10 protein-coding genes are annotated in these 12,096 nt (G+C 56.1%); 3 read left to right on the top strand and 7 right to left on the bottom strand.

Features of this window, described 5'->3' with window-relative positions:
- Nucleotides 1–819: 819 nt before the first annotated feature.
- Both P0D96_RS29070 and P0D96_RS29065 read right to left on the bottom strand, forming a co-directional pair.
- A complete protein-coding gene (locus P0D96_RS29070) occupies nt 820–1,029 on the bottom strand; it encodes a hypothetical protein (RefSeq protein WP_408316893.1) in 210 nt (69 codons plus the stop codon).
- Nucleotides 1,030–1,123: 94 nt separating this feature from the next.
- A complete protein-coding gene (locus P0D96_RS29065; protein ID WP_408218765.1) occupies nt 1,124–2,209 on the bottom strand; it encodes a zinc-binding dehydrogenase in 1,086 nt (361 codons plus the stop codon).
- Nucleotides 2,210–2,589: 380 nt separating this feature from the next.
- Here P0D96_RS29065 and P0D96_RS29060 point away from each other — a divergent pair, with 380 nt between their 5' ends.
- Both P0D96_RS29060 and P0D96_RS29055 read left to right on the top strand, forming a co-directional pair.
- Complete coding sequence (locus tag P0D96_RS29060) at nt 2,590–4,296, top strand: acetolactate synthase catalytic subunit (protein ID WP_408316891.1); 1,707 nt, start codon at nt 2,590–2,592, stop codon at nt 4,294–4,296.
- A gap of 45 nt (nt 4,297–4,341) precedes the next feature.
- Nucleotides 4,342–5,115, top strand: a complete 774-nt coding sequence (locus P0D96_RS29055; RefSeq protein ID WP_408316889.1) for an IclR family transcriptional regulator — start codon at nt 4,342–4,344, stop codon at nt 5,113–5,115.
- A gap of 49 nt (nt 5,116–5,164) precedes the next feature.
- Here P0D96_RS29055 and P0D96_RS29050 read toward each other — a convergent pair whose 3' ends face one another.
- From P0D96_RS29050 to P0D96_RS29040, 3 genes are all read right to left on the bottom strand, one after another.
- Complete coding sequence (locus P0D96_RS29050) at nt 5,165–5,767, bottom strand: VOC family protein (RefSeq protein WP_408316887.1); 603 nt, start codon at nt 5,765–5,767, stop codon at nt 5,165–5,167.
- Between the two features lie 114 nt (nt 5,768–5,881).
- Complete coding sequence (locus P0D96_RS29045; protein ID WP_408316885.1) at nt 5,882–6,706, bottom strand: alpha/beta fold hydrolase; 825 nt, start codon at nt 6,704–6,706, stop codon at nt 5,882–5,884.
- A 938-nt stretch (nt 6,707–7,644) separates the two neighbouring features.
- A complete protein-coding gene (locus P0D96_RS29040; protein WP_408316883.1) occupies nt 7,645–8,043 on the bottom strand; it encodes a hypothetical protein in 399 nt (132 codons plus the stop codon).
- Between P0D96_RS29040 and P0D96_RS29035 the strand changes: the two genes are divergently transcribed.
- Nucleotides 8,024–8,254, top strand: a complete 231-nt coding sequence (locus tag P0D96_RS29035) for a hypothetical protein (protein ID WP_408316881.1) — start codon at nt 8,024–8,026, stop codon at nt 8,252–8,254. The two genes, P0D96_RS29040 and P0D96_RS29035, sit on opposite strands and share 20 nt — an antisense overlap.
- A gap of 9 nt (nt 8,255–8,263) precedes the next feature.
- Here P0D96_RS29035 and P0D96_RS29030 read toward each other — a convergent pair whose 3' ends face one another.
- Together P0D96_RS29030 and P0D96_RS29025 are read right to left on the bottom strand one after the other, a co-directional pair.
- A complete protein-coding gene (locus tag P0D96_RS29030) occupies nt 8,264–9,436 on the bottom strand; it encodes a porin (protein WP_408218781.1) in 1,173 nt (390 codons plus the stop codon).
- A gap of 812 nt (nt 9,437–10,248) precedes the next feature.
- Nucleotides 10,249–12,096, bottom strand: a complete 1,848-nt coding sequence (locus P0D96_RS29025) for an ABC transporter ATP-binding protein (protein ID WP_408316879.1) — start codon at nt 12,094–12,096, stop codon at nt 10,249–10,251.

The following is a 12,096-nucleotide window of genomic DNA, read 5'->3' as shown; positions in this document are numbered from 1 at the left end:
CCGCACTTTTTCCCTGCTTCGCAGCCTGGATCTGACGCATTCAAACAGCGAGGCAGTACTCTTTGACACATCCGACAGATACGTGGATAAATTTGCGCTCGCTGGGTGCGTTATCGAGCAACACTCAATGACTTGAGCCGCTCTGAATGTGCCGTGATCATCGTTCTGATGTATGCGTGGAATCAACTGGGATACCCGAGAGGCACGAGAATTTGGGACAGTAAAGACCTCGTGGTTGCTGATGATGATCTCGCGATAACGCGTGGTGCAATGTTGACGGCGTGGGTCACCGGATCGGGCAGCAACGAAACAAACGTGCGATCGGTTCGGTCAGCGGTTGAAGAGTTCAAGACTATTAGGCGTCAGGGTTGCACCAGGCCAGTCACTCGGGCTGGGCTGAACCAAGCAAAGACACAGCATGTCAATTCCTCCGCGCCCGTCGCTTGTCGTAGAACTGCAGTCCCGATGCGAAACCATCAACCGCAGTTGGCGCGGCAAGGCAAGGCGTGCGTGTGTCCTATTGGCCCGCAGCCTTGCAGACAATCGTCGTGTGGATGCCGGACACCGCCGTACTAGACGTTTTATCATGACGAGCATTGACGGATAGGCGGACGCGCGACGTCACCATTGTCGAGTTCGCTGCGCAGTTCGAATCAGTTCTCCGGTGCCGCCGCGTGTCCGCCGGCTTCAAGCCGGACCGCCAAAAGGAGGACGCAGCCCAGACAACCTCTGCGATCATTCGGACGGATCACGCGCCGGGCAGCACCTCAAACCCCAGACCCGCAGCCCGAACCGGGGCCCACTGACCGCGCCGGGCCGCTATCCGCCCCCCGTATAGAGGGGCGCCGTTACCCAGTCGAGCGGGAAAACGCCCGAAGATTTCTTGTGTTCGGCATCCAACATTTTCGCAATCCGCTCCTCGTCGCGTCGTTTCGGCTCGTCAGCCGTATCCTGCATCTCGCTGCCGCGTGCATAGTTGTTTCCGAGCACCGCTCGCCGGGCCTCGACGGTGTTCTCGAACGACTTCATGCCAGAAAAACCGCGGCTGAGCGAAACCAATGGAAGTGCACGGTCGGGATCAACGGAACACCTAGAGATACAGACGGCCCCTTTGTCAACCCACCTATTCCGCACACAATCCCCTTGCCGGATTGATCAGATACTTCTCGCCGGTACTTCGCTTAGCGTATTTATTGACCGCCATTGGCGTCAATGCGTCCGCTAACGAGATCTCGGCCTTGTATTGACTCGCAAACGTCGTCCGCAGCCCCTTATTGACACGCTCGCGTAGTTTCTGCGCTGCCTGTGGCCCGATTTTTTCGAGAAAATCAAACACCAACCACCCTCCTACACTCCACGCCATACCCACGCGCGGGAGCTCGATGGGCCTGGGATCCAACACTCCGTACATGTAAATCTGCTTGTGCACAGTCGAGCCATAGCGCTTGTACTCCTTGGCTGTGCGTCCGAGCGCCTTTTCCATGCACGACAAAATCGCTCCGGCGACGGGTCCCCCAGCTAAGGCATCGAAACACAACGTCGCACGGGTCGCCGCAAGAGTATCGGTGAGATCGGCCTCGAACGTCGGGGAAGTGCTATTTAGCACATGCAGTGCACCCAAGTTCCGGAGTACTTGGACCTGTGCCTCGCTACGTACGACATTTACCAACTCTATGCCCTCCTCCTTGCACAGCTTGACGAGCATCTGTCCGACACTGGACGCGGCAGCAGTATGCACGATCGCGCGGTGTCCTTCGCGCCGCATGGTCTCGACCATGCCTAGCACGGTCAGCGGATTGACGAAGGCGGCAGCGCCCTCCGCAGGTGTGACGCTTTCGTCGAGAACGAAACAAGCGTCCCGGCTGATTCGGCGATATTGCGCGTACATCCCACCGCCCACCATTGAAACGGTCTTGCCGAGAAGATCTGATGCGCGGGCACCCGTCCGGATCACCACGCCGGCACCTTCGTTGCCGACAGGCAGCGAACTATCCATGCGCGAAACTAATTGACCCATTGCAGCGGCGGGAACAGGCGCTGTCAGAGTCGGACGATTAGCCGTTCCGCCGCCGGTCGCTTTGTCGATCTCGGCAGCTCCAAACAGCAGGCCAATGTCTGACGGGTTGAGCGGGCTAGCCTCCACGCGAACGATCACTTCATCATCGGTGGGGTTACCCGGCTCCACCTCCACCAGGGACAATTCCAGCATACCTTGACTCGTAATACGCGACCGCAACTCAAGACCTACTAGCGGCTCAGCATCGTGAACGGACGTTCGATCTGTGGCGTTCGATTGATGTTCTCTCATATGACTACTCCATCGATTTCAATGACAAAAAACGGCTGAAAGTCTCCAGCCTCGCGGCACGCCCCACAAGCTGAGGAAAGCAACTTGGTGAGTGGCCTCAGGACGATTCCGCCACATGCCAGGTCGGGTAGCTTCAGCCTGGCTGAGTACACCGTCTCTCACAGGTGACGGAGAACCATCACTTGAGAAGTAGACACCCAAGCATCATCCTCATTTCAATATTTGCATTGTATTTCATATATCGAATTCATGTTATAAACGCAATTCCCACTGGAGGTGACATGATGACAACCGTAGCTGACACTATCGCCTCGGCACTGAGCCGACACGGCGTCACAATGATTTTTGGTCAAAGCAACCCCACGGCACTAATGCTGGCTGCCGAGAAGATCGGCATCAGACAGGTCTTCTATCGAACGGAGAACGCCGGTGGCGTGATGGCTGACGGCTTTTCGCGTATCTCGAACCAGATCGGCGTAGTCGCCGCTCAGAACGGGCCCGCAGCGACACTCTTCGTCGCGCCGATGGCCGAAGCAATGAAAGCGTCTATTCCGATGCTGGTTTTGGTCCAGGAGGTACCTGCCGCCCAACGCGACCGAAATGCGTTTCAGGAACTCGATCATTTCGCGCTGTTTGCCGGCGTTTCAAAATGGACACGGCGCATCGACGATCCAGAGCGTGCGGAAGACTATGTAGATCTGGCCATCACGGTGGCGAACAGCGGCCGCCCTGGGCCTGTGGTTCTCATGCTGCCCAAAGACGTGCTCAACCTACCGGCGAAACCGAGTCGCTTCGTACGAACACAGAATCTCGGCAAATTTCCGCTAGACCGCGTGCGTCCAGATTCGGCAGCAGTACACCGCGCCGCCGTACTGCTGGCAAACGCCCGGTCGCCGCTGATTATTGCCGGCGGAGGCGTCCATCTCTCACAGGCAGTAGAAGAACTCCGAACGTTGCAAGAAACTGCTTATCTTCCGATCGCCACAACCAATATGGGAAAAGGCGCAATCGACGAAAAAGCACCCCTCTCTTTAGGGGTGGCGGCAAATATCACCGGTAAAAACGGCCCGGCTCACCATCATCTGCCACTTATTTCGGAGGCAGACGTCGTATTGCTAGTGGGGACCCGCACCAATGAAAACGGTACGGATGGGTGGACCTTGACGTCCTCCGAGGCAACCTATATCCACATTGACGTCGATAGTCTGGAAGTAGGCAGAAACTATGAGGCAGTGCGTCTGGTCGGAGACGCGCGTTGCGCTCTCACCGATCTGACCGTCGCCCTACAAGGTGAGGACCTGTCCAAGAGAGAGTCGAACCATGCTGGCCTCATCGCAACCATCGAGAAAGGACGGCGAGAACACGCGGAACACGTAGAATCTATCATCACCACAGAGACTTCTCCGATTGCTCCACAACGCCTGCTCGCGGAACTGGATGCACTGCTCACTCCAGACGATATCGTGGTTGCGGACGCAAGCTACGCATCGATATGGGTAACCAGTTACCTCACCTCAAAATACGCTGGACAACGATTTCTTGTGCCTCGGGGACTCGCTGGCCTCGGGTGGGGATTCCCGCTAGGAATTGGCGCTAAATTGGCCAATCCGTCCGCTCGCGTGGTTGCCATCGTTGGCGATGGCGGATTTGCACACGTTTGGTCCGAGATCGAAACTGCGGTTAGGGAAAAGACGCCTGTCGTCGTCGTGATTCTGAACAACACAATTCTTGGCTATCAACGTCATGCCGAAAACTACTTCTTCGGAGAGACTACGAGCGCCATCGAGTTCGTCGACGTCGACCACGCTGCAATGGCGCGCTCTGCCGGGGCGATTGGCGTGACGATCAGGAACGCTGAGGACATCAGTGCCGCGCTTCGCAGCGCATTCGCCTCTGAGCAAACAACGGTGCTCGACGTACTCGTCGATCCCGACGCATACGCACCGGTGAAGGCATGGGATGCAGCGGCGGATCGAATCAATGCATAATGGTGGCACTTAGGCTTCGCCCCACTCCCTTCTAAAGCACCTGGAATGTCGAACTCGCCCACCCTCCAAACCGTAGAACGCGCACTTAGCTTTTTGGAATATGTTGCTTCAGTACAGGATGCACCGACGGTTCAAGAGGTTGCAGTCGCACTGGAACTGAACATCACCACCTGCTATCACCTGATGCGTACTCTGCTGGCCAGGGACTATCTGGAGCGCCGGGAAGATGCAACTCTCGTTCTTGGTAGTCGGGTGGGCTTGTTGTTTGGCTCGTATCAACAGAAATTCAACGTAGACCAAGGTTTAGCCGCACTGGTGAGCAACCTCGCCGAACAGACGTTGGAAACAGCGTTCCTATCTGTTTTGGAAGACGGCAAAGTCATACTGAAAGTGCTGGCCGAGGGATCTTCTCAGCCGTTGCGAGTGACCGGCTTGTATGTAGGTCACTCCGGCAACGAACATCGCCGCGCATCGGGTCGCGCCGTCCTTGCGTACGTCAGCACGGTGGATAGGGATGCCATCTTGTCTAGGAGTCTCGCCGATCTATCGAGCAGGGAACGCAATGCCGTGCTCAAAAGGCTAAAACCGGAGCTGGAGATCACACGCGAGCGCGGTTGGTCGATGGACGGTGAAGAGTCCGAACATGGAATTTCAAGTGTTGGGGCACCAGTATTCGACGCGGCAGGAAAGGTTTATGGGGCCGTGGGTATTGTTACCCCCACTTTCCGTATGGATCGCTCAAGGGATGTCTATATCAATTCCGTGATTTCCGTCTCACGCGAAGCGACTACGCTCCTCAGGCGAGCCAAGCTTGGCTGAACGGAAAACCCGCGTTCAGAAACGCGCAACCCTTTGGCACGAGTCTCAGCTAGTCGAATGACGGCAGAGCCTGACTAAAGACTAGTTCTCTCCTGTCCCAGCGCATGGCCTCCAGTCGCATGAAAGCGTAAAAATTTTCGCTAGAGGGTATTAACTCAATATATTCCTCGATCACCCCAAGCGGTTCACGCCCCTGCACCATGACCACTCGTGCGCCACGAGGCGTCGTACTGGTAGTCAGCCTCTCAAGTCCTGAGGTATCTATTGCATCGATCGTGGCATTAAAGTCGGTAACCAGAAAACCGAAATGATGCAATCCGAAGCCGTATCGATCCGCCCACTCTTTGAAGATAGAACGGGAATCGGGCCGGGGACACACCAGTTCGTACATAAGGTCACCCGAATAACCCAGTGCAATTCCTGCGCCAAGTGGAGTGGGTACCCCCCTGTAGGTCGTCCGGTCCATATGAGCGGGAATTTCAGGCAGGATAAACCAGGGTCCGGCACCGAACATCGCCGAAAACTGCGGTAGCGCCTCATCAAGATTTTCAACGGTAAAGCAGAGCTGTGCAAATCGACAGTCGATGCGTTGGGACGAACGATTCAGGTGTTGCGATACCGATGTCATAAGAATAGTCTGCGATCGAAACAAGAACGAATCCGAGATGGCCCCTTCGACGTACGGGACAGAACCACATCGGAGAAGATGCGTGGGGAGATAGATTTTCTCTCCCGTGATGTACGGGAGAGGTGATCAATACGCAGTTCACTCGACGTGGGGTTGATCAAAAAAGGCAAGAATCTGCGGGATAACAATCGCCGGAGCTTCGATAATGGGGCTATGACCAATCCCCGCCAGCCTGATCAATTTCGCCCTCGGAAGACCTCCTACCACCTCGTCGGCCCATGCCGGCGGCCGTGGCATATCCTCTTGCCCGGAAAATATAAGCGCTGGTGTGGTCACGACGGGCAGCAAAGGGACCGCGCTCTTGCGTTCAATCACTCCAATGATCGCCGGCCACAACGACAGGGGAGACGCTTCCATCTTCGCCCGCCAGTGTGCCAATACAGGCTGCATAGCAGGATTCGCTCGTGTCGTCTTGCCGAACATCACCTCCATAAGCAGGTCCAGACTTTCACCCACAAATCCGGTGGCCGACGCATCGTCGAGCCACTTATGTACCCAGGTAATCTGCTCCGGCGGTTCTTCGCGAGCCGATGAACCGAGCATTACGAGTGATCTGAAAAGCTCAGGTCTGCGAGCAGCCAACCGCAACGCGACGTCGCCCCCCATCGATTGCACAAGAAGATTGACTGACTTCAATTCGAGGTTGTCTATCAGCGCTTCGATATCTTCAGCACAGGTTTCCATGCTGATGGCCTTTGTTGTGGGCGGCGCACTTTTACCTTGCCCCCTAAAGTCCGGGCGAATCAACCGGAATTTGCCGTTCGCTGCCTTCACGAAGTCGTCAAACATTGTCCGATCGAGCCATAGTGAGTGCAGACACAAGACCACCGGCAGACCAGTTTCCCCGGTGTCCTCCACCCACAGGACTGTGTCACGCACGCTCACGCCAATAGCTGTGGCCATTCTTCTGTCTCCTCTAATGTTCGGATATGCGCCATCAACGGCTCTTCCACACAAGAGAATTTAGCCCTGCCCACGAACCGTGTCAATATTTGATATTGATTTCTATATTTGAAATGTAAGCACCCTTGTGATCGAAATCGCCTGAAAGTAGGGAGATGCGCGACCGAATACCTTAAATATCCACCACGTTTCTGCTTGGGGTCGCTTCAGACAACGGAAATAATGCACGTTAAACGGGCAGCACCCAGTCTGGCTTGGGCTTCGCGCTGCCGTGCTGCAAAGACCTGAGTCATCTGACGTATCTCGCTTGACCTCATCATTTTGGAGCCAGATGGGGATGGTCGTGATCGAGATCGTGACACCGGTTATCCTGAACTATCGTCAGTTCCGCGCCGCGGGCCACCGCATAAGTGGCATGGGCGCGCCTCGTCCAGTGGGAGATCGCACGCCGCGCAGATTTCGGTATCCGGCACGGTCGGCAGCGATGACACCGCGACCTGCTTGTGTGCTGCGGCTAACGTGCGATATTTTCCGAATCCTTAAGGCATCGCAGATAGAGCGACGCCATCCAGATCCGGCAGAGAAAATATCTGAATCACATCAATGAACGCCATCCGCTCTACTTTTACCAAACTGTTTCATTGAACTCGACACGAGCAGCGGCTGAATACTTTGAGGTCGAGTCCCCCGTCGTCACCCCGTAGATCCAGTAGTTGGAGATCGAGCTTGGCTGCAACCGCCTGAGCGGAGTGGCCGAAACGTCGCCTCTGCAGAAGCCGCCGCTCTGGTTCCCGACCGTTGACGTGAACGCTGGGCAAGCGAAGAGCCTCTGCGTGCTGGCTCAGCGAACTGAAAGGCTTGCAACGTGGCGACATTAGTCGTCGTCGCGGGAGAAGGGTTTCTTGACAGACTGCGTCGCACGATTAGTTTCGAGTCCTTCACCAAACCCGAACATCAATGTGACAGTCGGCCAGGTCAGCAGTCGTGAAGTGGTTCGGATGGTTGCGCAACGTGCGGTGCACACCGGAATAGCCTATTGCGCGCCGCAAGAAAGTTTGATCTTGCCGCGACAGAACCACCTTGGCTGCAGTTGCATCACAGAAGTCGCGAGTGCTCAGCCCATGCGACAAAAAAGCCGACAAACGCGCGAAGCGGCGCTGGAACGAGACGACTTCCAGAGTAGAATTGAAACGACCGTGAAAGCGCCTCGATGATTCAAGGACTGTTTCGAGGACACCTCTGTCAAATGGCGCGTATCCAGCTCTCGAAGCGGTTGCGATATCCATAGCGGCGATCATCGCATCGACTGCAAAGTCGATGGTTGTTCCTGAAAGCACGATCAGTGGTCCCGTGGGGCCGGCCTTCACCGCCCGGCCCGCGCTCGAACTCGAACTCGAACTCGAACTCGAACTCGAACTCGAACTCGCAACGCTGTATCGCGCCGCTGGCAACGCGTTCGGGCAGCCTGTTGTATGTCTGCGGCGACCCCGCATAACCAGCAAAGAACGTCACAACGACGCCCCTTGCCGCAACCTAACTGGGCCTTAAACAGCGTCGTTAGAACTTGGTGCGAATACCTACGCGTGCGACCACTTGATTTTGATTCGTTGACGCACTGAGACCATTAATTGCGGCAACGGCCGGTACGATCGACGTGCCGGTGGTAGCCAATGTATCCCCAGACGCATGTTGGTAGACGCCAACCGCGTAGACATCCGTGCGCTTCGAAAGGAAGTAGTCCACGCCCAGCGCTCCTTGGTGATACTGTGCAGCCGACCGGCCGTTGATCTGACTTCCGCGGGTATAGTCATACGTTGCACCGAGCACCAAAGCTGGATTGAACTGATACAGGAAGCTGATTTCGCCGTTGTTGAATGTTCCCGTCTGACCGGCGAACGGAGACGCGTAGGAAGTGCCGAGGTTCGAGAACTTTACATTCGAGTACGTTGCCCCAACCGTCGCCGCACCCAGCCTATAGGTGCCGCCCGCACCGACGACCTGATAGGTGTTTGCGGAGCCAAAACCGGCATAAACGGGAGAGGACACGTTGGATGTCGTGGCCGAGGCCGTACCAGAAGTGCTATTTCCGAAGAAGCTCACGTTCGGGTTACGCACATTGAGGTATCCGACACCCAGCACTAGCGGTCCGTTCGTATAACCCGCGCCCACCGAATAAATCTGATTACGGCCGGTTTGACCAGCGACACCCCCAAGACTGTACAGCCCGCCGAAGTTGAAACCGCTGTAATTTGCGCTCTGAAATTTGACCGCGTTGTTTACGCGATAGCTGTTGTTGAAGTTATCGATGTCGCCTGCGTGCGCATTGATCGACGCTCCAAAAGTATCAGCGAATGCGAGCCTCCCGACAAAATCGACTACCGAGTCGTACTGCCGACCTAGCGTCAACGAGCCATAGGCGCTCGAGATCCCCACGTTAGCCTGGCGTCCGAACTCGAGGCCACCCTGCCCGAATTTTCCAGTGTTCAGATCAAAACCGTTCTCGAGCCTGAATGTCGCCTGAAGTCCACCACCCAGATCTTCGACTCCACGAAGCCCCCAACGGTTAGCCTGCATCGGTCCACTCGCTAACGCATATTGGTGTTTACCACCGGAGTTCGTGACGTAGCTGACGCCATCGTCGACGATTCCGTATAACGTGACGCTACTCTGCGCGCATGCTATCCCAGCATGCGTTGCTAACACTGCTGCACCGAGTATTACCTTTTTCATTGAATAACTCCTCCAAACGATTTGAATGCTTCCGAAAAAGCTGATCGTGCCGCTATCTTTTGTGCGGTCAATTACTTCTCTTGGTACAAGCACTTCCTGAACTAGATCTGCTGGCCCAATCGCAGCACTAGTGCGCTGTCAGGACTCCATCGTCGTCACGACTGCAACGCTCAACTCCCAACGCTAGTTCCATATTACGTAACGCTCTTTCTCACCTCATATCATTAGTTATACGAACTTACTGGTATGACCATCACTTGCCGATCGACAGGACCTCGCGATCACCTTATTCGAACAGCAAGATTAGATCGATGTTGTCTCCAATGATGTCTGGCGCGTATTCCGCATTTGTTACGATGGCGGGATGGATTCGCAAAGCGATCGTCGCCTGGCGTCCGCGCCATGTCGAATCGAATTTTCGGCGTCAAGAATGTTCAAATGTGATGCCTGCCACAAACTGACGGTTGAATTCCAATGACGATTGGCCGTACCCTCAACTTCCGTCATCGCCGCGATACCGTAGCCTCCCTGGCAGGAAGACATCGGTCTGCACGACAGTCGGATTGCCCGTTCCGCCTTCGTAGCGGCACTTGCGTCCGATAGGACGGAAGTCCTGCGTGAAGGCATGGATTCATGCCAAACCCAATCTCGTTGGCGTTGTCGCCGATGGCAAACATAGCCGGGCTCCGCTAGGAGGTCATTCACAGCACACGTTTTTCCGGGATGGCCGTTGGCGCTAACCGCTCATTAATGTGGAGTCGACATCTCTGCGGGAGGGCGGGTTGCTGTTGCTCATTTATTGGGTGAGCCCCTTACATGCAGGCGTGCAAGGGCTCGGCCACGAAATGTCCGGGCGCAATCTGATTGAGTCGCTGACGCTTAGGCTTGTACGCCACGTCGAAAATACGGCTTGGCATTTCGGCGTCTGTCGGTAATTTATTGGTTTTGCGCTGATCTGGATCAGCAATTGGCACTGCCTCCAGAAGCTTCTTTGTATAGGGATGATATGGTGTCTCGAAAACTTGACGACGCGTGCCTATCTCCACGATACGGCCTTGGCACATGACAGCGACACGGTGACTGATACGCTCGACTACAGCCATATCGTGCGAAATAAAGAGGAACGCGATGCCCATCTCCCTTTGCAGATCCTGCAACAGATTGACGATCTGTGCCTGAATCGACACGTCGAGAGCCGAAACGGATTCATCCGCCACGACCAGCTTCGGAGATGATGCGAGAGCCCGCGCGATGCAGATACGCTGTCGCTGGCCACCCGAAAACTGGTGCGGGTACCGTTGAGCGTGACTCGCCGCCAGCCCAACCCGCTCGAGTAGTTCGCCGACCCGCTTACGGGCCGCCGCGCCGTCGAGAATGCCGTGCACCCGCAGAGGCTCGACGAGGCTGTCTTCAATGCTGCGGCGCGGGTCCAGAGAAGCGTACGGATCCTGGAAGACAACCTGAATATCCCGACGTAGCCGTTTGCGCCCGGCTCCTTTCAGATCGCCGATGGATTGGCCTTCGAATTCAATCACGCCGCCCTGCCTGTCGATCAGACCCGCCACGGCACGGGCCGTGGTCGACTTTCCGCAACCTGATTCGCCGACGAGTGCGAGGGTTTCTCCAGCATAAAGATTGAAGTCCACACCTTCCACGGCGTGTACGCGTCGCTGTACCCTTCCCAGTATCCCTCCGCGCAGGTCATAATGGATCACCAAATCCTCGACATGCAGCAGCGGCCCCGTGGCATAGTCGGGCCTCGAACCAGTCGATGTTCGCGGCTGCAAAGCAGCAGGAACTTCCGCTATCAACGGAAACTTTGCAGGGAAGTCCGTCCCGGTCATTGCGCCCAATCTCGGTACGGCCGCGAGCAGTGCTCGCGTATAGTCATGTTCGGGCGACGCAAACACTTTCGTCACCGCCCCACGTTCGACCGTCTCGCCACGCTTCATTACCATGACTTCATCGGCTACCTGCGCGACGACACCCATATCGTGCGTAATGATAACCACGCCCATGTCCATGTCGTCCTGCAAGTTGCGGATCAGTTGGAGTATCTGAGCCTGGACGGTCACGTCCAGAGCAGTGGTCGGCTCGTCGGCGATCAGCAAAGCCGGTTCACACGCCAGGGCCATCGCGATCATGACGCGTTGACGCATGCCTCCCGAAAGTTGGTGCGAATAGCGGCCCATGACCTGGCACGCGTCAGGGATTCGGACCAGGTCCAGCATCCGCAACGCCTGCGCCTCCGCCGATCTGAAGCTACCGGGCTGGTGGAGTCTGATAGCCTCGACGATCTGTGTGCCGATTTTGAAAACGGGATTCAGTGAGGTCATCGGCTCCTGAAATATCATTCCCATCGCAGAGCCTCGCAACCGGCGCAGCGCGTCCTCTTTCGCCTGCACGAGATCGATAACGCCCTTTGACCTCGTATGCAGCTCGATACTTCCCGAAACAATCCGCCCGCCTCCCAGCTCAACCAGACGCATCAAGGACAGGGATGTCACTGATTTCCCTGATCCGGATTCGCCGACGATCGCCAGTGTTTGCCCGCGGCACACATCAAAAGACACATCCCGCACAACCGGACTCTGACCCGATACATCGCTACCGAACGCGACGCTCAGGTTCTTGACTCTTGCAACGAGGTTCTCCGCCAT

This window comes from Paraburkholderia sp. RL17-347-BIC-D, from assembly GCF_046027915.1.
In the GTDB taxonomy this organism is placed as follows: Bacteria; Pseudomonadota; Gammaproteobacteria; order Burkholderiales; family Burkholderiaceae; genus Paraburkholderia.
The sequence above is the reverse complement of the archived record's forward strand: the minus strand, read 5'-3'. Positions and strand labels throughout refer to the sequence as shown.

Bases quoted from the DNA above. Each gene is read 5' to 3' on its own strand.
- P0D96_RS29070 (WP_408316893.1), bottom strand. From the start codon at position 1,029: ATGAAGTCGTTCGAGAACACCGTCGAGGCCCGGCGAGCGGTGCTCGGA.
- P0D96_RS29065 (WP_408218765.1), bottom strand. From the start codon at position 2,209: ATGCTGGAATTGTCCCTGGTGGAGGTGGAGCCGGGTAACCCCACCGAT.
- P0D96_RS29060 (WP_408316891.1), top strand. From the start codon at position 2,590: ATGATGACAACCGTAGCTGACACTATCGCCTCGGCACTGAGCCGACAC.
- P0D96_RS29055 (WP_408316889.1), top strand. From the start codon at position 4,342: ATGTCGAACTCGCCCACCCTCCAAACCGTAGAACGCGCACTTAGCTTT.
- P0D96_RS29045 (WP_408316885.1), bottom strand. From the start codon at position 6,706: ATGGCCACAGCTATTGGCGTGAGCGTGCGTGACACAGTCCTGTGGGTG.
- P0D96_RS29035 (WP_408316881.1), top strand. From the start codon at position 8,024: ATGGTTGTTCCTGAAAGCACGATCAGTGGTCCCGTGGGGCCGGCCTTC.
- P0D96_RS29030 (WP_408218781.1), bottom strand. From the start codon at position 9,436: ATGAAAAAGGTAATACTCGGTGCAGCAGTGTTAGCAACGCATGCTGGG.
- P0D96_RS29025 (WP_408316879.1), bottom strand. From the start codon at position 12,096: ATGGCGGAGAACCTCGTTGCAAGAGTCAAGAACCTGAGCGTCGCGTTC.